This window comes from Caminibacter pacificus, assembly GCF_003752135.1.
Taxonomy (GTDB): domain Bacteria; phylum Campylobacterota; class Campylobacteria; order Campylobacterales; family Nautiliaceae; genus Caminibacter; species Caminibacter pacificus.
In genome coordinates, this window is sequence record NZ_RJVK01000004.1 from 47,530 (window position 1) to 72,753 (window position 25,224).

The 25,224-nt window shown below is 33.5% G+C and carries 24 protein-coding genes; 9 read left to right on the top strand and 15 right to left on the bottom strand.

Features of this window, described 5'->3' with window-relative positions; genetic code table 11:
- Positions 1 to 27 precede the first annotated feature (27 nt).
- The 7 genes from tig to EDC58_RS07840 are packed head-to-tail and all read left to right on the top strand — an operon-like array spanning position 28 to position 6,869.
- Positions 28 to 1,314: a trigger factor gene (gene tig / locus EDC58_RS07810; protein ID WP_123352956.1), complete on the top strand. Its 1,287-nt coding sequence runs from the start codon at positions 28 to 30 to the stop codon at positions 1,312 to 1,314.
- Positions 1,314 to 1,904 carry an ATP-dependent Clp endopeptidase proteolytic subunit ClpP gene (gene clpP / locus EDC58_RS07815; protein ID WP_123352957.1) on the top strand — a complete coding sequence of 197 codons (591 nt, stop codon included), beginning with the start codon at positions 1,314 to 1,316 and terminating at the stop codon, positions 1,902 to 1,904. The genes tig and clpP overlap by 1 nt, the downstream gene beginning before the upstream one ends.
- Entirely contained in the window at positions 1,904 to 2,911 is a 1,008-nt protein-coding gene (locus tag EDC58_RS07820) for a GGDEF domain-containing protein (RefSeq protein WP_123352958.1), read from the top strand. The genes clpP and EDC58_RS07820 overlap by 1 nt, the downstream gene beginning before the upstream one ends.
- Positions 2,911 to 3,441: a peptide deformylase gene (def, locus tag EDC58_RS07825; RefSeq protein ID WP_123353079.1), complete on the top strand. Its 531-nt coding sequence runs from the start codon at positions 2,911 to 2,913 to the stop codon at positions 3,439 to 3,441. Before EDC58_RS07820 ends, def begins: the two co-directional genes overlap by 1 nt.
- Complete coding sequence (locus EDC58_RS07830) at positions 3,399 to 4,883, top strand: YifB family Mg chelatase-like AAA ATPase (protein ID WP_123352959.1); 1,485 nt, start codon at positions 3,399 to 3,401, stop codon at positions 4,881 to 4,883. The genes def and EDC58_RS07830 overlap by 43 nt, the downstream gene beginning before the upstream one ends.
- Positions 4,880 to 6,265 (top strand): NAD(P)H-hydrate dehydratase, encoded by a 1,386-nt coding sequence (locus tag EDC58_RS07835; RefSeq protein WP_123352960.1) that lies wholly within the window; start codon positions 4,880 to 4,882, stop codon positions 6,263 to 6,265. The genes EDC58_RS07830 and EDC58_RS07835 overlap by 4 nt, the downstream gene beginning before the upstream one ends.
- Positions 6,258 to 6,869 (top strand): tyrosine-protein phosphatase, encoded by a 612-nt coding sequence (locus EDC58_RS07840; RefSeq protein WP_211325241.1) that lies wholly within the window; start codon positions 6,258 to 6,260, stop codon positions 6,867 to 6,869. The genes EDC58_RS07835 and EDC58_RS07840 overlap by 8 nt, the downstream gene beginning before the upstream one ends.
- Here EDC58_RS07840 and EDC58_RS07845 read toward each other — a convergent pair.
- The 15 genes from EDC58_RS07845 to EDC58_RS07915 all read right to left on the bottom strand — a co-directional run bounded on the left by EDC58_RS07845 (position 6,855) and on the right by EDC58_RS07915 (position 23,739).
- Positions 6,855 to 7,202, bottom strand: a complete 348-nt coding sequence (locus EDC58_RS07845; RefSeq protein ID WP_123352962.1) for a diacylglycerol kinase — start codon at positions 7,200 to 7,202, stop codon at positions 6,855 to 6,857. The genes EDC58_RS07840 and EDC58_RS07845 overlap by 15 nt on opposite strands.
- Positions 7,199 to 8,767: a sulfatase-like hydrolase/transferase gene (locus tag EDC58_RS07850; protein ID WP_123352963.1), complete on the bottom strand. Its 1,569-nt coding sequence runs from the start codon at positions 8,765 to 8,767 to the stop codon at positions 7,199 to 7,201. The genes EDC58_RS07845 and EDC58_RS07850 overlap by 4 nt, the downstream gene beginning before the upstream one ends.
- The gene (locus EDC58_RS07855) at positions 8,764 to 10,317 is read right to left on the bottom strand and encodes a sulfatase-like hydrolase/transferase (RefSeq protein ID WP_123352964.1); all 1,554 of its coding nucleotides are present in this window, start codon (positions 10,315 to 10,317) and stop codon (positions 8,764 to 8,766) included. Before EDC58_RS07855 ends, EDC58_RS07850 begins: the two co-directional genes overlap by 4 nt.
- Positions 10,310 to 11,332, bottom strand: a complete 1,023-nt coding sequence (pseI, locus tag EDC58_RS07860) for a pseudaminic acid synthase (protein ID WP_123352965.1) — start codon at positions 11,330 to 11,332, stop codon at positions 10,310 to 10,312. The genes EDC58_RS07855 and pseI overlap by 8 nt, the downstream gene beginning before the upstream one ends.
- The gene (gene pseH / locus EDC58_RS07865; protein WP_123352966.1) at positions 11,313 to 11,762 is read right to left on the bottom strand and encodes a UDP-4-amino-4,6-dideoxy-N-acetyl-beta-L-altrosamine N-acetyltransferase; all 450 of its coding nucleotides are present in this window, start codon (positions 11,760 to 11,762) and stop codon (positions 11,313 to 11,315) included. Before pseH ends, pseI begins: the two co-directional genes overlap by 20 nt.
- Positions 11,752 to 15,075: an AAA domain-containing protein gene (locus EDC58_RS10155; protein ID WP_123352967.1), complete on the bottom strand. Its 3,324-nt coding sequence runs from the start codon at positions 15,073 to 15,075 to the stop codon at positions 11,752 to 11,754. The genes pseH and EDC58_RS10155 overlap by 11 nt, the downstream gene beginning before the upstream one ends.
- Positions 15,076 to 15,927: a UDP-2,4-diacetamido-2,4,6-trideoxy-beta-L-altropyranose hydrolase gene (locus EDC58_RS07875; protein ID WP_123352968.1), complete on the bottom strand. Its 852-nt coding sequence runs from the start codon at positions 15,925 to 15,927 to the stop codon at positions 15,076 to 15,078.
- On the bottom strand, positions 15,908 to 16,588 hold the full coding sequence (pseF, locus tag EDC58_RS07880) for a pseudaminic acid cytidylyltransferase (protein ID WP_123352969.1): 681 nt from the start codon (positions 16,586 to 16,588) through the stop codon (positions 15,908 to 15,910). The genes EDC58_RS07875 and pseF overlap by 20 nt, the downstream gene beginning before the upstream one ends.
- Positions 16,589 to 16,663: 75 nt before the next feature.
- Positions 16,664 to 16,951 carry a nucleotidyltransferase family protein gene (locus tag EDC58_RS07885; RefSeq protein ID WP_211325242.1) on the bottom strand — a complete coding sequence of 96 codons (288 nt, stop codon included), beginning with the start codon at positions 16,949 to 16,951 and terminating at the stop codon, positions 16,664 to 16,666.
- 11 nt (positions 16,952 to 16,962) lie between these two features.
- Entirely contained in the window at positions 16,963 to 18,141 is a 1,179-nt protein-coding gene (pseC, locus tag EDC58_RS07890; protein ID WP_123352971.1) for a UDP-4-amino-4,6-dideoxy-N-acetyl-beta-L-altrosamine transaminase, read from the bottom strand.
- Between the two features lie 13 nt (positions 18,142 to 18,154).
- Positions 18,155 to 19,144 carry a UDP-N-acetylglucosamine 4,6-dehydratase (inverting) gene (gene pseB, locus EDC58_RS07895; protein ID WP_123352972.1) on the bottom strand — a complete coding sequence of 330 codons (990 nt, stop codon included), beginning with the start codon at positions 19,142 to 19,144 and terminating at the stop codon, positions 18,155 to 18,157.
- Between the two features lie 34 nt (positions 19,145 to 19,178).
- Positions 19,179 to 20,159, bottom strand: coding sequence for a capsular polysaccharide export protein, LipB/KpsS family (locus tag EDC58_RS07900; RefSeq protein WP_123352973.1), 981 nt, complete (start codon positions 20,157 to 20,159; stop codon positions 19,179 to 19,181).
- Positions 20,125 to 20,994, bottom strand: a complete 870-nt coding sequence (locus EDC58_RS07905; protein WP_123352974.1) for a glycosyltransferase family 2 protein — start codon at positions 20,992 to 20,994, stop codon at positions 20,125 to 20,127. The genes EDC58_RS07900 and EDC58_RS07905 overlap by 35 nt, the downstream gene beginning before the upstream one ends.
- Complete coding sequence (locus tag EDC58_RS07910; RefSeq protein WP_123352975.1) at positions 20,982 to 22,046, bottom strand: capsular polysaccharide export protein, LipB/KpsS family; 1,065 nt, start codon at positions 22,044 to 22,046, stop codon at positions 20,982 to 20,984. Before EDC58_RS07910 ends, EDC58_RS07905 begins: the two co-directional genes overlap by 13 nt.
- Positions 22,039 to 23,739, bottom strand: a complete 1,701-nt coding sequence (locus tag EDC58_RS07915; protein ID WP_123352976.1) for an ABC transporter ATP-binding protein — start codon at positions 23,737 to 23,739, stop codon at positions 22,039 to 22,041. The genes EDC58_RS07910 and EDC58_RS07915 overlap by 8 nt, the downstream gene beginning before the upstream one ends.
- A 24-nt stretch (positions 23,740 to 23,763) precedes the next feature.
- On the opposite strand from EDC58_RS07915, the gene EDC58_RS07920 reads away from it, so the two are divergent.
- Together EDC58_RS07920 and tagD are read left to right on the top strand one after the other, a co-directional pair.
- The gene (locus tag EDC58_RS07920) at positions 23,764 to 24,837 is read left to right on the top strand and encodes a CDP-glycerol glycerophosphotransferase family protein (protein ID WP_123352977.1); all 1,074 of its coding nucleotides are present in this window, start codon (positions 23,764 to 23,766) and stop codon (positions 24,835 to 24,837) included.
- The gene (tagD, locus tag EDC58_RS07925; RefSeq protein ID WP_123352978.1) at positions 24,834 to 25,223 is read left to right on the top strand and encodes a glycerol-3-phosphate cytidylyltransferase; all 390 of its coding nucleotides are present in this window, start codon (positions 24,834 to 24,836) and stop codon (positions 25,221 to 25,223) included. Before EDC58_RS07920 ends, tagD begins: the two co-directional genes overlap by 4 nt.
- Position 25,224: the final 1 nt, after the last annotated feature.

A 25,224-nucleotide genomic window follows, 5' to 3' on the forward strand; every position in this document is an offset into this window, starting at 1 on the left:
TTATACCCATTAAAAAAAGGGATTTTAATGGTTGAAGCAAAAAAAATTGACTCTGCAAACGCGATAGTTACAGGAAAGATCGACAACGAAACTCTTGAAGCTAAAAAAGACAAAATCGCAAAAGAGATTGCTAAAAAAGCGAAAATTCAAGGATTCAGACCCGGAAAAGTTCCGGTAAAAGTAGTCAAAAAAATGTATGCTGCCGATATCGAGCAAGAAGCTATTTCAGAAGCGGTAAAAGAACTTCTTGATGAAGGTATCAAACAATTAGGAACTGCGGAAATTATCGGTGAGCCTGAAGTTACTAAATTCGATAGAAAAGAAGACGGAATCGAAATTGAGATTAAAGTATACACTAAGCCTGAATTAAATATCGGTGATGAGTATAAAGAGTGCGTACCGGAAGTGGAATTACCGGAAGTTAGTGATGAAGAAGTTGAAGAAGAGCTTAAAAAAATAGCGGAATCTATGGCTGAGAATAAAGTTTCTCAAAAAGATACTCTTGAAGAAGGTGATATTGCGGTAATCGACTTCAAAGGTTACATTGACGGAAAACCTATGGAAAACGGAAGTGCTGAAAACTATCCTCTTGAAATCGGAAGCAAAAGCTTTATCGAAGGGTTCGAAGAGCAACTTGTGGGAATGAAAGTAGGAGAAACAAGAAAAATCAAAGTAAAATTCCCTGAAAACTACGGAGCGAAAGAAATCGCAGGAAAAGAAGCGGAATTTGAAGTAACTCTTCAAGAAATTCAAGAAAAAGTTCCGGCAGAAATCAACGACGAACTTGCAAAAAAATATATGAACGACGAAAATGCAAACTTAGAAACTCTTAAAAAATTCATTAAAGATTCTATCCTACAAAGAAAAAAAGCGGAAGTTTTCCAACCTCTAAAAGAGAAAATAGTTGAGTGTTTAGTAGAAAAATACGATATCGATTTACCTGAATCTATTGTTGAGAGAGAAATCGACGTTATCGTAAATAACGAAGCTCAAAAATTAAGCCCGGCAGAGCTTAAAGAACTTCAAGAAAACCCTGAAAAACTAAAAGAATTCAGAGAAAAATTCAAAGAAGAAGCAAAAGAGAGAGTAAAACTTACATTCCTAATCGACGCAATCGCTCAAAAAGAAAACGTAAGCGTTAGTGACGACGAGCTAATGCAAGTGGTTTATTATGAAGCGTTAATGCAAGGACAAAACCCTCAAGATATGGTAAAATATTTACAAGAAAACAACCTTATTCCTGTTATGAAAATGAATATGGTTGAAGAAAAACTTCTAAATAAACTTTTAGAGGATAAAATTAAGGGAGAATAATGAGTTTATTAATACCTACCGTTATAGAAAAAACGGGAAGAGGCGAGAGAGCTTATGATATCTACTCTCGTCTTTTAAAAGACAGAATCGTAATGCTCCAAGGCGAAATCAACGACCACACGGCGAGTTTGATTGTGGCTCAGCTTTTGTTTTTGGAAGCAGAAAATCCGGAAAAAGATATCTATCTTTATATTAATTCACCGGGAGGTGTCGTAACAAGCGGTTTTGCTATTTACGATACTATGAACTACATTAAACCCGACGTTGTGACGATATGTATGGGTCAAGCGGCGAGTATGGGAGCGTTTTTGCTAAGTAGCGGAGCTAAAGGCAAAAGATTTGCGCTTCCTCACGCAAGAATTATGATTCATCAGCCTCTTGGAGGAGCTCAAGGTCAGGCGACGGATATCGAGATTCATGCAAAAGAGATTTTGAGAATGAAAAAAGAACTAAACAAAATCTTAGCCGAAAATACAGGCCAAAGTGTCAGAAAAATAGAAAAAGACACCGAAAGAGACTTCTTTATGAGTGCTGAAGAAGCTATGAAATACGGACTAATCGATAAGGTTCTTAAAAAAAGAGAAGGTTAATGACAGAGAAAGATAGTAAATTTTCATCCATTGAAGCAAGAGACTTAAACGAGGCCGTCTCTCCTCTTGAGAAATTTGCTAAAAAAGTCTTCGATAAACTAATCGAGGAGGGTGTGCCTCCGCTTCCTTATTATTACAGAATCTATTTTTTTAATATGCTTGATGATGAAGACATTAATTTCAGAAAGCATATTTATGAAATGATAGCGGTAGAAGAGAGTAACGAAAACGAAAAAGATTTCGAACTCGAAAGAAAACTCAAACTCTCTTTTAAATACTCAAAAGAGCTATTACAACGCACCGCTATGATATACAAAAATGCAAATACGATAAAAGAGCTTTTAAACAAATATGCCGATGAAATCTCTTTTATCGCTTCTCCAAAAGCTCTTGAAAAAACTCTAAAACAATTCGAAGCTAAGCTTGAGGCGATAAATAAAAAGCTTGATTTGGAACTTAACGAAGTCAAAAAGTTATATTCCAAAAACATCGAAGTTTTAAAAGAGATAGAGAGCAATTCGATGTTCGATCAAAGATACGGAGTTTATAACAAAAAATATTTCTTAAAAATAGTCCAAAAAGAGATTAAACTTATCGATAAATTCTCACATGTAAGCTCTGTCGTGACTATTAAGATTAAAGACGAAATATTAAGACAACTAAAAAATGAGAAAAATATAATCCTTGCTAATAGAAGCGTTTCGAAGATTATTTTGAAAACTTCAAGAAGAACGGATACGGTGGCTCATTTAGGCGAGGGTATTTTTGCTATGCTTTTGAAAAATACCGATAGAATCGGAGCTTCAAAAACAATTGAGAGATTATCTGATATGATTTCTACGGCTTCAGTGTTTTTTGAAGGAGAAGAAGTAGAGATTCAAATCGTCGGGGGGGTTGTTGAGATAAAAGACAAAAAAGACGCGAAAGAGTACGTCGAAAATGCGATAAATGTAATGAGAGAGGCTGAAGAAGAGGGAATGCTATATAAAGTTTATGAAGGAGAATAATGGCTGTTTTAGATATCGTAACCTATCCGAATAAAATATTAAAAGAGGTTTCAAAACCGGTAGAAAGATTTGATGAAGAACTTCATAAACTTCTTGACGATATGTATGAAACGATGTTAAAAGAAGGCGGTGTAGGGCTTGCCGCTATTCAAGTGGCGGTACCAAGAAGAGCTTTGATAATCGACCTTGGAGATGAAGAGGGAAAACAGAGCAAAGATACGTTAATCGAGGTGATTAATCCGGAATTTTTGGAGTGGGAAGGCACTCAAAAAGATACCGAAGGGTGCTTGAGCGTACCTGAGTATTATGACGAGGTGGAAAGATACAAAAAAGTTAAAGTCAAATTTTTCGATAGATACGGAAAAGAGCATATTATGGACGCCGAGGGGCTTTTGAGTGTGGCATTTCAACATGAAACGGATCATCTTGACGGGCATTTGTTTATCGAGAGGCTCGATTATATCAGACGTAAAAAATTTGAAAAAGAGTGGAAAAAGCTATTAAAACAGAAACAAAAACGAAAAAAATAAACTCTGCCACACTTGACGGATTTATTGCTAAGAAAGTAGAAGTCGAGAGCTCTTTTATAAGAGCTTTGCCCGGATTTTCTATTGTAGGGCTTGGAAGCCAGTCGATTCAAGAAGCGAAAGAGAGGGTAAAATCCGCACTTTTAAATAACGATTTTGAATTTCCCCCTTTAAAAATCACTATTTCTCTAAGTCCGAGCGACCTAAGGAAAGAAGGTAGCCATTTCGATTTACCCATAGCGTTAAGCATTTTGTATCATAATAAAGAGTTTGATTTTGAGGACTTTTTGGTACTCGGAGAGCTCGGGCTTGACGGGAGGCTTAAAGATACGACTTCTATTTTTCCTCTTATTCTTTCTCTCAGACCCAAAAAAGTTATTATTCCTCTTGAAAGTGCGAAAAAGGTAAGTAAAATACCGGGAGTTGAGATATTCGCTTTTTCTCATTTAAGCGAATTTGAAAAATTCGAGCCTCAAAAAATAGAAAAATCTTCTTTGAGTTATTCTTATCTTAAAATAGACGGCGAAAAATACTATTACGACGATAGTTTCAGGCTTGATTTCAGTGATGTTTTAGGACAAGAAAAAGCAAAAGAAGCGGCTTTATATTCCGCGGCCGGATTTCATAATATTTTGTTCGAAGGGTCTCCCGGGGTTGGAAAATCGATGATTATTAGCAGACTTAGGTATATTATGCCTCCTATGAGTCTTGATGAGATACTTGAAGTTGAGAAAATAAATGCGATAGAGGGTAATGATGTCGAATTCAAACCTCACAGGCCTTTTAGAAATCCGCACTACTCATCTACAAGAGCCGCGATTTTCGGTGGCGGAAGTAGGGGTGCTAAGGTCGGGGAGATTGCTTTTGCGAATAAAGGGATTTTGTTTTTTGACGAGCTTCCTCATTTTCAAAAAGACGTACTTGAAAACTTAAGACTTCCGCTTCAAGATAAAAAAGTTTTAATCAGCCGTGTAAATTCGAAAGTGGAATACGAAACCGATATTTTATTTGCGGCGGCTATGAATCCTTGTCCTTGCGGGAATCTATTGAGTTTGCATAAAGAGTGCAGGTGCAACGAGCTTGAGATTAGGCGCTATAAAAACAGAATTTCCGAGCCTCTATATGATAGGATAGAAATTTATCATCAAATGATTGAAGACGATAGCGAAGAGACAATTTCGAGTAAAGATATGTTCGAGAAGATTTTGATAGCTTTTGAGATGCAAAAAGGTAAATTTAACGCGAATCTTGAAGAGAATCATAAGTTTGAAATGGAAAACGAGGCATATGATATAATACAAAAAGCGATAAAAAACTTTTCTCTTAGCAAAAGAAGCGAATTTAACACCCTAAAACTTGCAAAAACTATCGCAAATACCCGAAAAAGAGATAAAATTATAAAAGAAGATATTTTTAAGGCTCTGAGTTTTAGGAGGAGAGTATGAATCCGGTTTTTAAAGAGGTCTATTCTCTTGATAAAAAATGTTACGAGAAGTTTAATTTGACCGAAGATATTTTAATGGAACACGCCGCATATTCAATGGCGCTTGAAATTTATAAAAGATTTCCGAAATTCAGCAAAATAAATATTGTCGCAGGTCCGGGAAACAACGGAGCTGACGGAGTTACGCTTGCAAGAATTTTGCATGGGGATTATATCGTTAATCTCTATTTGCCGCTTGGGGCTAAATCTCAGATGTGTAAATTGCAGCTTGAGAGATTTGAAGCGGTGGGAGGAAAAGTAAAAGAGAATTGCGAAAGCGGCGATGTTATCGTGGATGCTTTGTTCGGCAGCGGGCTAAAAAGAGATTTGAGCGATGAGATAGCAGGTCTCATTCGCAAAATGAATAAAGCAAAAGCGTTTAAAATTGCATGCGACATTCCTACCGGAATAGACGATAACGGAAATTTAAGACCCGTAGCTTTTAAAGCCGACATTACGGTAACTATGGGAGCTGAGAAGCTAAGCTTGTATAGTGACGCGGCAAAAGATTACGTAGGAGAAATAATAAGAGCCGATTTGGGAGTTAGTTTTAATAAATACAAAGGTCCTACTCATTATCACGTTTGGGAAAAAGAAGATTTGATACTTCCTCTAAGAGATAAACAAAACGCTCACAAAAGAACTTACGGACATTTGGGTGTGCTTGTAGGCGAAAAGCCGGGTGCCGGGATTATGGCGGCTATGGCGGCTTTTAATTTCGGAGCGGGGCTTGTTAGTGTCGTAAGTCATGACGATAAAATCAATATCCCTTATGAAATTATGCACTCTCATCATATTCAAGGTTTTAGCGCTTTGGCGTTTGGTATGGGGCTTGATAATCATTTTGACGATGAAATGGAAGAGATTTTAAAACTTGACATTCCTATGGTTATTGATGCGGATATGTTTTATAGAAGCGAAATAAGAGATTTTTTAAGTAAGGAAAATATAGTCTTAACTCCTCACCCTAAAGAATTTGCGGCGCTTTTGAAGGTAGTGGGGATGGGTGAATATTCTCCAAGCGACGTACAAAAAAACAGATTTTACTTGGCTGAAGAATTTAGTAAAAAATATCCTAAAATAGTTTTGCTTTTAAAAGGAGCGAATAAGATAATCGCTTACAAAGGAAATCTTCATATCGATCCTAACGGCAGTGTAGCGCTTGCAAAAGGCGGAAGCGGAGATGTGCTCTCAGGGATGATAGGTTCTTTGTTGGCGCAAGGGTGGCATCCTTTAAAAGCTACGATTCACGCAAGCCTTGCGCACTCTATCGCCGGTAACTATGAGCCTAATTACGCTCTTACGCCTCTAAAACTAATAAAAAGGTTAGAAAATCTTGCGTGAGTTTTTGAAAGTAATAACCGAAGAGCACAATATTTTAAATCTTTTTTGGTTTAATTTTCACGAGGTGGACGAGGGAGTTTATAGAAGCGCGCAACTCACTCCTTGGAGACTCAAAAAAATAATAAAAAAATACGGCATAAAAACTATCATAAACCTAAGAGGTAACAACAAAAACTATCTTTATAAAAGAGAAAAAGAGATTTGTGAGGAGATGGGGGTTGAGTATTATACGGTGGCACTTCTTTCCCGCTCTCCCGAGAGAATCAAAAAACATGAACTTGAAAAGTTGATTCATATCCTAAAAACAGCAAAAAAACCTATTCTTTTTCATTGTAAAGCGGGAGCGGATAGGACTGGATTCGTAGCGGTTTTGTGGCATATTTTAAACGGGCGCGATAAAAAATGGGCTATTGATAAGGAGCTTAGACTGAAATATTTGTATTTGCCATGGAGCAAAGCGGGGAAGATAAAAAGGGTTTTTGAGCTTTATGACGGGAAAAGCGATTTTGTAGAGTGGTTTGATAAGAATAGAGAAAAATTTAAAGAGTTTAAATCAAGCAAATTAGGCGATTTTATAAGCGATAAGGTGTTAAGAAAGGAATAAGTTTATTCCCCATATTACAGCAGCCTGAACGAGGCTGAAAAAGACAGCCGCGCTTGCCGTGTCTTTTGCCCTTTTAGCAAATTCATGCCACTCATCAGTTACCAAATCTACGGTATATTCTACTGCGGTATTTAGAGCCTCCGTAATTAAAATAAAAATCAAACTCGCTGCCATTATCGATTTTTGTAGAGCGCTTAAATCAAGAAAAAAAAGAAGCGCCAAAAGAGGAATAATAAACAAAAGCTCAAGCTGAAAGGCTCTTTCTTTAAGAAGTGTCAAGATTCCTTGTAATGCGTAACTTGCGTTTTTAAAAAGATTATATTTTTTTTTCAATATCTGACCTTTTTGATTAATTTTACACAATTTTCAGGATTTTTTAGTGGGTTTTGGCAATTTTTGAATTTATAGTGCATCCAGCCGGCACTTCCGTCTATTTGTACCCCGTTTACGTAATATGTGCCGTCTTCATTAGGATTGATAATCTCATATCCCAAATCTTTTGTTAGCATTTTTGAAATTTCATAGTGGTTGTAAAATTTTTTGTTTAGGTTTTTGTGGTATTTGTCGCTGTAGTACAAAAACGGCACGAACGTATCTCCCCAAACGAGTTGAGAGTGTCCGTATTTGCCGTGTTCGTCAGGAAATCCTAACATTTCTCCATGGTCTGAGGTGAAGTAGATTACGAAATTTTTATGATGAGTTTTCATATAGTTTATTACGCTTGAAATTACATAGTCGTTGTAAAGGACGCCGTTGTAATAATCACCTCTTCTTCCGCTGAATTTGTAAAATTTAGAAGGGACGTATTTGTTATAAGGAGAGTGGACGGCTTTTAGGTGCAATACTACGAAAGTTTTTTTATCAAACGGGATTTTTTCAAGTGCTTTTACCAAGGAGTCGTCGTATTTTCTTTTAAATTGCCATTCGAATTTTTTATGTTTTGCGAAATTCATCACTTTTGACATCAAACTAACGTCGCTTTGCATGCTAAGCCAATATGTGTCGTATCCGTTTTCGTCTGCAAGTTTCATAATGTTGGTTTTGTTATTTAGGAGAAGTTTCATATTGTCGGGTTCTCTTTTATTGTAAAAAAACGTCGTAACCGAACAAATCGTTCTCACCGAGCAGCTGATAGCCGGTTTGAATTCGAAATTTTTATCCGTTTTTGCGAGTTTGTCGAGATTCGGCGTGTCGTTTACGTCCCAGCCGTAGAGGTGCATACGTCTAAAATTGAGACTCTCACCCATAATCATTATAACTATCGGTTTTCCGCCGTCAACTTTTTTTACGACATAAGGTTTGTAATTGTGATGAGGTTTTTTTCTAAAGGTATCCAAAAAGGCTAAATAAAGGGTGTTTAGGGTGTTGAAATAAGAAAAATGAGTAAAATTAGCAAGATAAATATTCGGTTTTTTGTGAATAAAATAAGGATAAACTATTAATAAAAGTATGAAAAATGCGGTTGAGGGTTTTGGGAATTTCAGAGGTTTTAGTTTTTTATCCAAATAGTAAATAAAAAAGCTAAGCCCTCCCCATAAAATCAATAAAAATATCGTTAAAGGCAAAATATCCGAAATAGAATAAATTACATCTTTTAAATCGTCGCTATTGCCTAAAATTCCGATTTCATAAGGCATTAGATATGTGTGAAAATATGCGAAATGAGCGATACTTATAAACGCAAAAAGTACAAAAAGCGATAAAACGCTTGTTAAAAACCATCTCGGAGTAAAGCTTAAAATAAAAGTAATCCCAAGAGTTGCGAAAAATTCACGGCTGAATCTGTACCACGTAAAATCATAATACCCGTGAAAAAACAGATTCGTTATAAAATCCGGAGCTATTAAAATAGCGGTCGTTATTAGCATAAAGATTATATTCGGTAGTAATTTTTTCAATCCTTGTCCTTGAGTTTAATTATTTTTTGGTTTTTAAATTTATAATGTAAAAATCCTGCGCTTCCGTCTATTTTTACACCGTTTACAAAATAAGTTCCGTTATCGTTGGGATTGGTGATTTCGTATCCCAAATCTTTTGCAAGCATTTTAGAAATTAAATAGTGATTATAATATTTTTTACTTAATTTTTTGTGAAAGGCGTCGCTGTAATATATAAAAGGTACATAGGTATCTCCAAAAACGAGTTGAGAGTGTCCGTATTTGCCGTGTTCGTCAGGAAATCCTAACATTTCCGCGTGGTCGGAAGTGAAGTAGATTATGAAATTTTTATGATGAGCTTTCATATAATTAATTATGCTTGAGATGATATAATCCACGTACAAAACGCTGTCGTAGTAACTGTATATTTTGTATTTATGATAGTTTTCATAATTAAAGGGCCATTTATAAAAAGATTTAGGGGTATATTCTTCGTATGGGGAGTGGTCGGCTCTTAGGTGTAGTACTATGAAAGTTTTGTTGTTAAAAGGTATTTTTTTTAACTCTTTTATCAGCGCGTCGTCATATTTTTCTTTGAAATCTTTTCTTGTTTTTTTAATATCCGCATAATTCAAAAGAGAAGAAATCGATGTGCCTTCTTCTTGCATACTTAGCCAATAAGTTTTATAACCGTTTTGTTTGGCAAGTTTTAAAAGGTTTGTTTTTTGAGATAGTAAAAGGCCGATATTTTGAGGCTCTCTTTTTACGTTAAAAAACGTAACGACGCTTACAGGCGTATTAATTCCCCCGCTGATTGCTTTTGCAAATTCAAAATTTTTATCCGTTTTTGCGAGTTTGTCGAAGTTCGGCGTGTCGTTTACGTCCCAGCCGTAGAAGTGCATTCTTTTAAAATTAAGACTCTCTCCCATTATCATAATTACAATCGGTTTTCCTCCGTTTATTTTTTTTACTGTATAAGGTTTGAATTTATGGGTTTTTTGAGGTGAGAGATTATCTATTATCCATAAATCAATTGCAAAAAGTGTGTTTAAATAGCTAAAATGCGTAGCGTTTGGCATATATACGGCTTTTTTCTTTGCCATAATAAATGGAAAAATTATCAAAAGAGTTATTAAAATCAATGAAGTGTATTTATGAGTTTTGGGTTTTGTTTTATGATGAAAAAAATTCAATATAAACAATATGCCTATAAGCGCGAAGATAAGAAAAATTACTAAAAAAACAATTGATTTTAACGAATCGATGATGTCTTTATATTCGCTAAAAAGCAAATCAAGTTGGTATGGAGGCATATAAGTTCTGAAATATCCGTAATAGCCTATTTGAACGAAACTAAGAGCAATAAAAAAAAGTCCCCAAAAAATCTTTTGTTTTTTTGGTAAAAAAGAGATGATAAAAGCTATAACAAATGTAATTATTATTTCTTTGATAGTGTTTTTTGAAGTAAAAATATAATAATTTTTCCACCAAAAATTTGCAATGAAATCCGGCAGAAGTAAAAAGAGAGTAAACAAAACAGCAAATATAAAATTGCCTTTGGTTTTACTCACCTATGTCCTCCCATCTAAGTCTATCGCCTTTTTCCAAATCGCGGCACGCTTTTTTGCCGAGAATCTCTGGCAAGTATTTCGGATGAAGTCCGAATCCCGGGCGTATCGCTTTTACGTTTTCACGTGTAAAAGGTTCTCCTTTTTTGATGTCTTTTACCACATACAAGCTTCTTGCAAACTGCCTTCCACTTTTTGGTTTGAAGTTAATCTCACCTATCATCTCTTCCGTTTCTCTAACTGCTTTTACCATTTCTTTGAATTCCTCAGGTGTTAGGCTGAAATCTTTATCCGGGCTATCTATCGATTTGTCCAAAATAAAATGTTTTTCAATTATTCTCGCTCCCATAGCCACAGCCGCTACCGGCGCTGAAATACCTAAAGTATGGTCTGAAAATCCTACTTCTGTTTTAAATATCTCTTTTAATGCCGGGATAGTTTTTAAATTTACTTCGCTTCTCGGTGCCGGATATGCCGATGTACATTTAAGAAGGGCCGTTTCAACGCCTCTTTTTTTGCATATATCTACGACGTCTTGAATTTCTTGTAAAGTGGCTATTCCTGTAGAAATAATTACAGGTTTTCCTTTGCTTGCCGTATAATCTATAAGTTCGTAATCCGTTATTTCAAAAGAAGCGATTTTATATGCCGGAGGGTTGAATTTTTCAAGAAAATCGACTGCTTCTTTGCTAAATGGAGAGCTGAAAATTTCAAGTCCGAGGTTTCTTGCATATTCAAAAAGCTCTTCGTGCCATTCAAGCGGCATAGCGGCATTTTTATATAGCTCATACAGGCTACTTCCGTCCCAAAGCGTTCCACCTTTAATGATAAAATCCTCTTTTTTACACTCAATCGTCATCCAATCCGCCGTGTAAGTTTGAAGCTTAATAGCGTCCGCTCCCGCCTCTTTTGCGGCGGAAATAGTATCTTTTGCTACTTGAATATCGCCGCTATGGTTTGCGGATAATTCGGCTATTATGAATACTTTTTTTTGAGTGTCATGGTTTCCTATTTTCATTTTTCAGCTCCATTTTGATGAGGTCGTCTTTTTTATCCGTTTGGATAAATCCGAATTTTTTATAAAGGTTTATAGCTTTAACGTTATCTTCAAAGACGTAAAGAATTATTTTTTTTGCTTTTAACTCGTTAAAAGCGTAATTTATCGCAAATTCCATTAATCTTTTGCCGACTTTTTGTTTATTCGGATTTTTATGTATTCCGATATCGACGTAATCTTTGAAAAGCTCAAAATTTACAACCCCCAAGTCATCTACTTTCAAGTAGATTTTGTTAGGTTTATTTTTTAAGCTTTCTATAAACTTCAAATGGTTTTCAAGTGGAATTTCTTCTTTATTATACATCCATTTTCTAATTTCCGGATGATTTCTCCAGCTTAAAACCTCTTTTTTTTCTTCTAAAGATAAATCTTGGAATTTTTTATATTTCATTTGCACTTTCCGTATATTTACATTTCGGGAAATTTTCACATCCGTAAAATTTTCCGAATCTGCCCGTTTTTAATATCAATTTTCCTCCGCATTTAGGGCATGTTTTTGTTTTTTCTTTTATAAAATATTTTTCGTTTTTATCAAAATAAAAATTTTTCCCGTTTATTTCGATTTCTTCCGTTAAAAGTTTCAAAAGTGTTTCTTTATCGATTTTTGAAGCGGTGGTTTTGTTTTCTTTCCATATAATAAACCTGCAACCTTGCGTTTGTTTTGTTTTTGGACTCCAGTGATAGTTTTCGCATTTGAAACATTTTTCATCTTCGATAATACATCCCCCGCACAAAGGACACTGAGCTATTTCACAGCTAAAGTTTTTTTCTATGTATTCCACAAGGGTTTTCGTATAAATTCCGGCGTTTTTCATTCCGTTTTTGTTTCCGAAAACCCAAAATGCGCTTTTGGCTCTTGATACCGCCACGTTCATCATATTTCCGTCGTCTTGGTTGGTGAAATGCTCTCCAGTAAAATTTTTATCGATCGCCGGAGAAAAGAGTATTATTTCCCTCTCGCTTCCCTGAAAAGCGTGCACCGTTCCGACGAGAATTTTTTGAAGATTGTATCTGCCGGCGTCTTTTAGGTATTTTTTGATAGTTCTTTTTTGATTGTTAAAAGGCGTTACAATTCCGATATGTCTGTAAAACTGGTCGGGAGTTAAATTTTCGTTTTTGTATTCGTTGTAAAGTTTTGTCAGTTTTTCAATATTTTGAGTTAAAAACGAAACAATGGCTTCGGCTTCTTTTTTTGAGGAGTTGTTTTTAACTTCCGAATCTACGTTGATTATTTTCATTGAAGGATATTTTCCGTCTAAATAAAGTTTCGGGTTAAATGACCTAACTTTTGGTATTAAAATGCCTTTGTAAACGATTTCGTTGCAATATTCAATAATTTCGTCTTTACATCTGAAATGTTCTTTTAGCCATAACGCGTTTTTTTCGTAAGGTTTAATATCAAAACTCTCAAACCATACCGACCTGTTTGCGAGTTTTAAAAAATTGGTAGCAATAGCGCTGTGATTTTTTTTGAATTCGTCGTAGTCAATATTTTCGAGTCTGTTTTTGATTATGGATTTATCCACTATTTCATCAAAAGGATATACCGGCTCTATCTGTTTTTCGTCTCCTACTATCACCATTTTCTTTGCGCTAAAGAGTGCGGGAAGAGCTACGGGTGCCAATATCATTCCGGATTCGTCGGATAATACCAAATCGAAAAACGATTCGTTTAATACATAGCCGTTTTCTTTTTTTTCTTTAAACGCTCCGTATAAAGAGTGCATGGTTACCGTTAGCATCGGAAATAAAGGAGTGATTACGAAAAGCCTTTGTATATTTGATAATTGCGGTTTTTCCACTATTTCAAAAAATTTTCCGTTTTTTTTGAGTCCGTATGTAGTTTCGTTTTGTTTTAGTGTCTCGTTTAATAAATCAGTCAAATCTTCGATTGTTGAAACTTTAATTTTGTTATTTTTTTTAATTGTAAAATCGCATTTACTGCATTTAAAATATTTTTCTTCGTTTATGATGTTTCCTCCGCAAATAGGGCAGTTTGAAATTTTTGGTCTATTGATTTTTTTGAGGTTTTGAATAAAAAACGCTTCCAAAAGGTGCAAAGAATAAAAAAAGGTTTCAAATCTTACGCTTGTATCTAACTTTTCGTAAGTTTTTATTAAATTTTCTGAATTTTCTATCGTTCGGTTTATAACCGAGATGTTTTGAATTATTTTTTGAGATAAAAACTCTATAATTTCGTTTAATTCATATGATTTTTCAAAACTTTTTTCGAAAAACTCTACAAAATCCTCTTCCAATTCTTCGGGATTGATATTTTCTAAATATTCGAAAATATTATCAATTCCCGTGAATAACACCCCGTTTTCGTATTTGTTTTCGCTGTTTCTTATTTGAGGGACTACGCAATAATTGTTAATTAAATCTATTTTTTTATCCGCGTCGTATTGAGGGAGTTTTAGCCATCTTTTAAAAAGAGGGTTATCGAGTTTGTCGGCTTCTTCGAAACCTCCAGAGATTCCTTCTATAATGTTGTTTATCGCCTGTCGAACGCTGGAAGTGCCTAAAATAGGCATACCGGTGTCGATTAAGGAATAAGGGTCGTTTTTTACTTTATCGTATGAAATTTTGGCTTTTAATGCGTTTTTGACTATATAATCGGCAAAAATACCTCTTAAAAGAGCCGTTTTACCGGTCCCTGGAGGTCCGTTTACGGGAATAATGTCAAGTGCTGAGAGGTATGCCGAAAGTGCGAGCCGTTGCGAGAGAGTTAAAGCGAATTTAGAGCTGAAAGAGCCGAAATGCGATTTTTGAAGGTCTTTTAATTTTTCTTCGGTGATGTTTAGAGTGTTTTTCGGGCTTGTTTCAATATCAACTTTTTCAAAATATCTTTTCGGATGAAAATATAAGATTCTGTTTAATTTGTCGTTTGGTGAAATGTTTTCGAAATAAGGAATAATAGAAGATTTATAAGCGTTTATCAATCCTAAGGTTATTAAATCGCTTTGGATTAGAGCTTCCGTGTTTACGACGGCTATTAAAGAAAAAACTTCGTTTTGAATTAAAGTATTTAAGTTTTCGTTTTTATTAATTTTACTTGCCAATGCTTCGTTAAAATTTTTAATAAATTGATATAACGAATCGCTTTTTTTTACGTATAGATTTGAGCTTTCGGCATATTTTTTTAGGACGCTGAAAAAAAATTCTTTGTCTTTTTTGGGATATCTTTTTTCGAATTCCTCGTCGTTTAACTCTTTTTTTAAATTATCTAAATCTTCATGGTTTATAGCGAATATTTTACTTGAAGCGTAGTAATTATTAAAAAACAACTCCGCATTATCAAACAACGAATCGAAAATCTTGGATTTAAAATTTATGGAAAAATTTTTTAAATCGAATAGTAATTTTTGAAATTTTTTGTCGATATCGAAAGAAAAGTAAATGGGAGCGGAGTAAATTTTATCTTCTCTTGTTTTTGAAACTTCAATAAATTCGTTTACAAACGGAAAAAAAACGATTTTGTATTTATCTTTCTTTTCAAGTTTTTCGAGATGATTTATTAAAATACAGAGGTTGTCTTTAAATGTTTTTTTGTCTTTTTCTCCGTAATTAATTAAAAAGTAATTTATGTCGTTTAGGGAGTTTTTATCTATATGTCCTTGGTTTTTTTGAAATTTAATCGATGTTAGAGACGATTGAATTAAAAAATCGAGATAATAGGTTATTATTTTTCTGTTTTCAAGCACTCAATAGCCTTTTTTGCGAATTATATCAAACACTTTTTTGATTTCTCTTTCACTTAAAACCTTTATGCGTTTTTGTTTTAGGTATTTTGCTATTTCTTTTTGATTGTCGGCTATTTGTACGGCAATAAAAGGCAGTTTCATATACATAGCTTCAAGGGCTATAGTGCTTGGTGTAATTATGCCAAATTCATTTTTTGCCATTGCGAGTGCCACGTCTTCGTTAATATGAAGATGACACCATCTGTTTAAAAAGCAAAATTTTTTTATTTTTTTTAGGTTTTTATTTGCGCTTGTGGTGTAGAGGTGGATAGGTGTTTTGAGTTTATGTTTTTTTAGGATGTTTAGCACTTTCAAGCTCATCTCTTTTGCATCCGTACCTCCGAAACTTATAAAAATGCCTTTTCTTTTAAAATGTCTTTTTTTAGCTTTTTTAAAATTTTCACCTACAAGAGGCTTTTTTAGGATTGTTACTTTTACGTTTTTAGGGTATTTTTCTCTTTTTGCGGCCGGGTTTACGTTGATTATTTCATCGCAGCAGTGTTTTTTATACGTATCGTCAAAACAGATAAGCTTGATATCAGGGAAAAGGTTTTTGAATTTTTTTTCTTCTTCGTAAGTGAAGTCGTAATTATCTATGATTACTTTGTCGGGGTGTAGTTTTTTAACTATTTCAAAAAATTCGTTTTCGTCTTTGATTTGGATAATAGGCAAATCGGTCTGTTTTTGTTCGCACTCTTTACAAATAATAACAATCTTTTCATTTTTTAATTTTAACTTTTCACTAAAAAGGGTAGCTCTTTTTAAGTGCCCAAGCCCTATATCGCTTGAAAAATCAACTCTTATCAGAGTCATTCAGCGCCTTAAAAATAAGCTCGGCTCTTATAAAATCTTCAATCGTGTCGATGTCTTGGACCAAGTATCTCGGAATAAGTATCGGGATATTTCCGTCAAAAGTGAATTTTTCTTGGCAACTTAGTTTTTTCCAATAAAACTGAGCGGCGTCGTGATAGACTTCTTTTAAATCTTGACTTCTTGTGTTGAGGTATTGGGGCCATAGCATTTTTGCCTTTTGATTTTCAATCTCAAATCCTCTCCAAATAGGAAAGTCATACGTCGTAGCGCTAAACGAAAAGCAAGAATCGGAATTTTTTAGTTTTTCAAGTCCGGTTTTGAGGTATTTAATATCAAGAAGCGGGGCAGTGGCATATATCATACAGGCGTATTTGTATTCGCCGTTTTTGTTAAGTTCTTTTATTGCGTGTTCGAAAACCTCCATACTCGTAGAAAAATCATCGGCAAGCTTTTTTGGTCTGTAGAGTACTTCGGCCCCGTATTTTTTAGCTACATCCGCTATTTCTTCGCTATCAGTCGAGACTACAATTTTTTCAAAAAGTTTCGAGTTTTTGGCTTTTTCTATGCTGTAGGCTATAAGCGGTTTGCCGTGGAAGAGTTTTATGTTTTTTTTGGGGATTCTTTTGCTGCCGCCGCGTGCCGGAATAATGCATAGGTTCATTGTATTTTATCCAAAGCTTTTTTTACGAAATCTAAATTTTTATTTTCTTCTATCATTTCTTTTATTCTATCTATTTCAGACATAAATCAAATCCTTTTCAATTCTTTTACGAATAATAGGTCGTATGGAGTCGTAATAGCCCATATCGATTTTTTTATTCAATTTTTCTTCTAAGAAATATTTTGTATCGATCATTTTGAAATAGTCTTTTTTTCTTGCTTTTATAATTGCAATATCTATATCGCTGCTTTCTTTATAGTCATCCCTTGCCATACTGCCGAATACCGCAAATTCCTCAATACCGAATTTTTCCTTTAAAACAGGCTTTAATTCTCTTAATTTTTCAATGATTTCTTTATTCATCAAAAGCCTTTTTATTTTATTATATCAAAAAGCTTTTCTATGACGTATTCTTGTTCTTTTTCATTCAAAGCCGGATACATCGGCAGCGAAAAAGCTTCTTCATAATATTTATACATATTCGGCAGATTCTCATTTCCATAGCCTAAGTTTTGATAGTAAGGCTGTTTGTTTATCGGAATGTAATGCAGCTGAAGACCGATTTGCGCTTCTCTCATTTTATAAAAAAGCTCAGCTTTTGTGATGTTTAGTTTGCTAAAATCGACTCTTACTACGTATAAGTGATAAGCGCTGTTTTTATTAAAAGTATAGAGAGGTTTTATTTTCGAATTTTCAAAGGCTTTGTCGTATTTTTTTGCTATTTCGTGTCTTTTTTGGATGAAACTATCGAGCTTTTTTAGCTGAGAAATTCCAAGAGCACATTGGATATCGGTTATTCTGTAGTTGTAGCCCAGCATTTGCATTTCATAATACCATGGATTGACATTGCCTTTTTTGTCATAAGCCATATCTTTATTGATGAAGTTTTCTTTTACCATTCCGTGGTTTCTTAAAATTTGGGCTTTTTTGTAAATTTCTTCGTCATTTGTCAAAATAGCTCCGCCCTCGGCCGTTGTGATATGTTTTACCGGATGAAAAGAGAATATCGTAATATCGCTGTATTTGCAGTTGCCGATTTTCCCTTCGTCATACACGGCACCTATTGCATGCGCGGCGTCTTCTAAGATTTTTACGTTGAAATTTTCTCTTATGAATTTAAGTTTTTCCATATCGACCGGATTGCCGCTAAAATGTACCGGATATACGGCTTTTATTTTAGGATTTTTTTCGAGTAGTTTTATTGCTTCATCAAGATTTATATTTCCGTCTTGATTTATATCGACAAATATCGGTTTTGCACCTGCGTAAAGGATTGAATTTGATGTTGCAAGAAATGAGTTGGGAGTTGTAATTACCAAATCCCCGGGATTTAAAAGAATAAGAGAAGCGATATGAAGTGCAGCCGTGCCGTTACTGACAACTACGGCATATTTTGCACCCGTATATTCGCAAAGGGCCTTTTCAAATTCCCTGACTTTTGGACCCGTAGTTAAAAAATCGCTATCAAGTACTTCCAAAACGGCATTTTTATCGTTTTGATCGATATATTGTCTGCCGTATGGGATAAATTTATTTATTTTTTTATTTTCCATTTTCCACTATCCATTATAAAAACTCTTTTGCAAGTTCTAAAAATTCTTCTTTTGTTAGCCACCAATCGTTTGTTCCCGAGCTATATTCAAATCCGATATCTTTTTCTTTCCCGACTTCTCCTAAGTTGTTTTTGGTGTAGTCTGCGCGGAAGTTGAAATTGATAGTCGGTACGATTACGTAATGGTCGTCGAATTCTACGCATCTGTCGTCTCTTGTAATCATAACTTCGTGAAGTTTTTCTCCCGGTCTTATTCCTACGATTTTTAGCTCGCACTCAGGACACAGGGCTTTTGCCAAATCGACTATCTTCATAGAAGGGATTTTCGGGACGAATATTTCTCCACCTTGCATTCTCTCAAAATTTTTAAGTACGAAATTAACTCCTTGTTCGAGAGTTATCAAAAATCTCGTCATTTCCGGATGAGTAATAGGCAATACTTTTTCCCCGGCTTTTATCAGCTTCATAAAAAACGGCACAACGCTTCCGCGGCTTCCGATTACGTTTCCGTATCTAACTACTGAAAATCTCGTTTTTCTTTTTCCTACCAAGTTATTCGCCGCAATAAAAAGCTTATCGCTTGCGAGTTTCGTAGCTCCGTAGAGGTTAATAGGAGCCGCCGCTTTATCGGTACTTAGAGCTATTACTTTTTCGACTTCGTTCGCTATCGCCGCGTCAATTACATTTTCGGCTCCGTTTATGTTTGTTTTTACCGCTTCCATAGGGTTGTATTCCGCCGCCGGGACTTGTTTTAGTGCTGCTGCGTGGATTACTATATCCACATCTTCCATGGCTTTTTTGAGTCTTTCTTTATCCCTAACATCCCCGATAAAATACCTCATACATTTATCGTTGAATTTTTGCGCCATTTCGAATTGTTTAAGTTCGTCTCTGCTGTAGATGATGATTTTGTTGGGTTTGTAGTTTTTTAGCAAAATTTCGGTATATTTTTTACCGAAACTCCCAGTTCCGCCCGTGATTAAAATATTTTTGCCGTCGAACATTTAAAATACCCCTTTTTCATAAAAAAAGCAAAAACTATTCCTTAAGTAGTTTATCCCTTTGATGTTTGATTTCTTCTATAGTTTCGATTATTTCGCATTCTCTTTTTTCATATGGATTATAATAATTGCTATAAAGAATATATGCTGCTGCAAACACTTCAAGAGGAGTGAGTTTTCTTTGTCTTCTTTCATTTGTCAGTTTATCTTGCGTAATTCCCCAGCCGGCGTAAAAAGGCATACCGAAAGTCACCACTTCTTTTCCCAAAAACGCCGCTTCAAAGCCCATTTGGGATGTTTGGGTATAGACTTTGTCAAATTCTTCTAGTAGCATTACGGGGTTTGTGTTTTCAGTTATAACTTTGCAATATTTTTTTGCAAGGTCTATATCTATCGAGCTTTGTCTTTTGCCGGTTAGTACGTCCGGGTGGACTTTTACAAACACGTCCGCACCTTCATTTTCTTCAAGAGCGCTTAATATTATATCTTTTGGTTCAAATTCGTAAGCTCTACCATATACAAGGGAATTATCCCCTGCTGTTTGGGCGATTATTAGCACTTTTTTCTTTTTGGATTTTTTTACCTTCTCAGGTAAAATTAAAGGAGAAAGGTTATATTTTGAAATTTTATATTTTTTAATAAGTTCTATTGCATCACGGGCGGTTTGGAGAAGCTTTTCGTTGTTTTTAAAATCATAAGTTTTTAAAATTCTCTCAATTCTTGTTTCTTTGCTGGCGTCATAATGCATTCCGGCATCATCCTCCACCACGGAAAAAGCGGGATACCCTTCAACCCCAAGGCCCACGGAGCGTATGAATCCGTCTTCCAATAAAAGCCATTTTGGCATTTCCATGGCTTCAAGACCGCTTTTTTTGTACCCCCAGCCTAAAAAAACGGCGTTTTTATCAAAAGCAGGTACGATATGTTTAAAAAAAGGCGGTACATAAACGACAGGTTGATATTTTTTGTAGTTTTTTGCGCGTCTATTTATGAGTCTGATTGATGTGCTGTAAAACATTCATTGCCTTTTCATTCGTTAAGATTCCGTATTTTTTCAGTACGTTTATTTCGTTTTGTTTGAAAACCAAGTTATTATAAAATTCTTCTTCAAGTTTTCCAACACTCAGTAATTTCACCCATCTTTTGTAATGAGGGCCCATTTTAGCCCCTTTTTCAAGAAGCTTTTTTCTATTTTCTATATTTTTTTTGAATTGCTCGTAACTTCTTATAGGGTAGTGAAAAACTCTTATTTTTTCAAATCTTTTTATTTTATCATAATGTCTGAAATAATCCCTAAAATCAAGCAGATGAAGCGCCTTATGATTTCCGCCTCTAATCCATAAAAGTCCTTTTGGCTTTATAATGACTTTAGGAGATATTTTGGTAAGGATTATCGAGATGTTTTCGCTGCTAAGTTGAGTGTTTTTTCTATAAAAAATAGGATTTTCGACTCTAATCTCACTCTCCCACCAATTATTTAGCCCTTCATAAAGCAAAAAATTAAATCTATCAACCGTTAAAACAGCCTTTTTTTGGTTTTTAAGGGCTTCTTTCAGGTTTGTTTCGGCATACCAAAACTCATCCGCGTCGTTTGGAATAAGCCAAGATGGATTATATTTTTTTCTTGCGATATGAGTTAGTTTTGTCATCCATTTGGCTTGATTGTAAGTCCCTTTTTCATCAATTATAGTGATTTCGAATTCTTTTTTTAGCTCTTCCAATAATTCTCTTGTCCCGTCGGTGGAATTATTATCCATTACCACGAAACTATCGACGCCTTTTTTTGCGTGAAAGCGGATATTTTTTTCTATTATGTCTATTTCGTTTTTTACTAAAATCGTCATCGTAAGCATTGAGATATCCTATCTTTTAGTTTTTCAAAGTGTTTAATGTCCGGATTTTTCCATGAGCTTGGTATCAGATATTCGTAATAAAGATATCCGAGAAAATTTTTAATAAGTTTTTCATCAATTTTCCATGAATCAAGACTATTTAATATATTTGTCAGCTCTTGAATATTATCGGCGTGTTTTACTATTCCTTCGATATTATAAAAAGCTTCTCCAAGAGTTATCACTTTTTTATTAAAAAGCAGACTTTCAATTCCAACACTTGAATTGATAGTGATAACAGCTTTTGCATTTTTAATAAGCTCGCTTGTGGGGTTTGTGGCGAAATGAACGTTTTTTTTGGCTTTTTTTATTAAATTTTCGTAATTTGTTACTCTATCGCTAGGGTGTGCTTTGAATATAAAATCAAAATCGAACTTATCGGCAATTGAATTGATAACTTCAAAAAACTGCTGCATCGATTTTATCCAAGGAGAAAAATAGATAATTTGAGAATCATAATTTACCTGAAGAGGAATAAAAACGTATTTTCTGTTTAAATCAAGCTCATTTCCTTCAAGCTTTTTAACGGGTGTGCGAGGAATTAGCTCTTTTGGCAGAGGCTTTTTGTAATATTCTAAGTTTTGATAAAATTTTTTATCTCTTGGTACCGAATTTAGAGCATTTACTCCTTTGCAATCCGCTTGTGTGGTATTTGGCAAAAAGCCGTTTTCAAAATAGATTTTTTTTGTGTTAAATTCATTGATAATAAACTGAGGATATTTTATTCCGTTCCAGATTCCTATGAGTTTGGGGTTATATTTTTTGATTATTTTTTTATATTCGCAGTAAATCAGTCGGCTTTCTATTTGGAGGTATTTTTTGTAAAGCTTAAGCCTTCGACCTGAATATTTGTTGTTTAATTCTTCAAACTTTTTGCTGAGGTCAATTTTGGGGGCGTTGCAAAGCGAAAACTTGGCCCTTATTACTTTTGAGGAAAAAGGAAGGTTTTCGCTTAATGTTTTGAAGTATTTTTCCTGATGAGTGTTGTGGGCTATGAAAATAATCTCATACATTTTTATTATAAAGCCTTTTAAATTCTTCGCACGAATCTAAAAGCTCCTCTTTTTTGCCGCGGCATACGATTTCGCCTTCTTTAAAGACGAGTATTTCATCGGCGTTTTCCACGGTTGAAAGTCTGTGCGCTACTATGAAAATCAGTTTGTCTCTCAGGTTTTCAATTGTTTTCATAATAACCGCCTCGCTTTTATTATCAAGCGCGCTTGTAGCTTCATCAAGAATTAAAACATCCGGGTTTGTGTATAAGGCTCTGGCTATTGCAATTCTCTGTCTTTGCCCTCCGCTGAGATTACTTCCGTTTTCCTGAAGTTTTGTGTAAATACCGTCCGGCAGGGATTCTACGAATTCAAGGAGGTTAGCTTTTTTTAGCGCTTCTTTTATTTTTTCTTCGTCTATCTCTTTTCCGTATGCGATATTATGAGCTATTGTATTATTAAAGATATGAACATTTTGTGGAATATATGCAATTTTTTCTCTTAAATCTTTAATTTTGTAATCTTTTATATCTTTATTATTAATTAATAGTTTTCCTTTATTTACATCATAAAATCTTAAAATAAGACTCACAAAAGAACTTTTACCTCCTCCGCTATCTCCCACAAGTCCTACAATTTTAGGCCTTTGGGCTTTATAGTTTATATTTTTAAGAGCCGTTTTTTTACCATATTTAAGAAAAACTTCTTTAAATTCTATTGTATCTATTTTTTTAAGACTTAATTTACCGCTTATTATTTTGGGTTTTTGTTTCATGATTTTTTCAATTCTTTCCTGTGCTGCAATAGCAATTTGAATATTTGAAAGAGTGGTAGAAAGTCTTCTTATTGGATCTGTTAACATAAACAGTGCGGTTAAAAATGAAAAAAATGCTCCGGTAGTCATTTCACCGTGTATTACTTCTTTTCCCCCTACATATATTATAATTGCTGCCATTAGAGCACTTGTGGTTTCTAATATAGGTATAAGCATAGCTTTTGTTTTGACAGTATGTAAATCTATTTTTAAAAATTCATCATTTCTTGTTTTAAAAATATTAAGTTCATAAGTATCTGCATTATAAGCTTTTATAGTTTCGATATTTTTGAATATTTCACTTAAATGTCTTGTGAGTGTTGCAGTTTTTTTTTGAGATTCTTTTGCAATTTTTTTTACTTTTTTTGAAATTTTCTGAACAGGAATTACTATTAGGGGTACAACGATTAATAAGAAAGCAGCAAGACGAGGATTTTGGTAAATAACAACTGCACTTAAAAAGATTATACTTAAAAAATTTTTTATAAGATTGGCCATTTGAGTGCTTACTGCTGAAAGTATTTTATCAATATCATTTATTGTTCTACTTATAAGTGTTCCTGAATGATTCTTTCTGAAAAAGTCTAAATCCATAGTGAAAAGTTTTGCTAGAAATTGTTCTCTTATTTCTTTTACAATATCTCTTCCTACATATCCAATATAATATGTACTTAAATAGTTGCCTAGACCTTTTAAAAAATATGATAAAATAATACCGATAGGAAGAATCATTAACATATGTTCATTTTTCTTGATAAATATTTCGTCTAGTACTGGTTTTACTAGATAAGCAATTGCTGCAGTTGAAGCAGAAGCTATTATCATACCTAAGATTGCAATAATAATTTTAAATTTGTGTTTTTTATAAAATGGTAAATATTTTTTTAAAAAATTAAGCATAAATATCCTTTATAAAGGCAAACTTTGTTATTTAAAAATAAAAAAAGTTTAAATATTAATAATGAAATTATAATTTATTTTGCTGGAAATAAAAAACAATTATATCAATTATATCAATGGGAAAGGGTTTTTGAATATATAAACCAATACATTAAAATAGGTATTGTTTTTTCAAATGATAGGACGTATAAGTATGTGAAAAAAAATAACCTTTTTCATAGTTTTACAAAATATTTTATTAAAGATAAAGAAGAATTAATAAAAGCTTATAATGCTTCTAAGAGTTTAAAAATCATTTTATATTTAAATAATAATATAAAAAATTTTTTATCTTTAATACATAATAAAGCTTTTCATATTCATATTGGACATGGAGAAAGCGAAAAAGACTCTTCGATTTCTAATCAAATAAATGCATATGATTATGTTTTTGTTTCAGGAAAAGCTTCTATTGATCGTTTTAAAAAAAATTTTTTAAATTATTCTTATAATAAACATAAATATATTGAAATTGGAAGACCAGTATTGGATTTTATTAAACCTATAAAAATTGAGAATCTTAATAATAAAAAAGTTGTGCTTTATGCGCCTACTTGGGAGGGAAGTTTAGAATTTATGAATTATTCATCTTTAGAATATGGAAAAGAAATTTTGAAATTTTTTATTAATAAAAAATATTTTATAATATATAAACCACATCCACTTATTGGAAGTAGAAATAAAAAATATAAAAAAATACAAAAGGATATTATGAAATTTTTAAAAGACTACAAATATTCATATGTACATGATAAAAATGTTTTAGATGTTTTTCCGTTGATAGATTTTGCGATTTTTGATAATTCTTCAATTATTATCGATTATTTAAGTTTTGAGAAACCTTATATAATTACTAATTTTGGCAATAAAAGTTCTAATATTTTAATGGAAAAATCTGTTGTTTTGAATAGGTTAAATGAGTTAAATAGTAAAGTTGATTTTAATATGAAACCTAATAGATATCTAAAAGAGTATTATTTAGGATGTTTTGATTATTCTAATCAAGAAGCAACTAAATATTTTTTAGAAAAATTATTTTTATTAAAAGGAAAAGTATGAAAACGGTGATTACATATGGAACTTTTGATTTATTTCACATAGGGCATTTGAAATTAATTGAAAGGTTAAGGAATATAGGAGATAGATTAATTGTTGCTGTTTCAACTGATGAATTTAATGAGATAAAAGGTAAAAAAACAATTATTCCATATGAAGAACGTGCTGAAATAGTTGCAAATATTAAAGGAGTTGATTTAGTTATTCCTGAGGTTTCATGGGAGCAAAAAATAGAAGATATAAAAAAATATAATGTTGATATTTTTGCTATTGGAGATGATTGGAAAGGTAAATTTGATTTTTTAAAAGATTATTGTGAAGTTATATATCTTCCTAGAACTCATGGAATTTCAACAACTCAAATAAAACAAAAACTTTGTAGGGAATAAT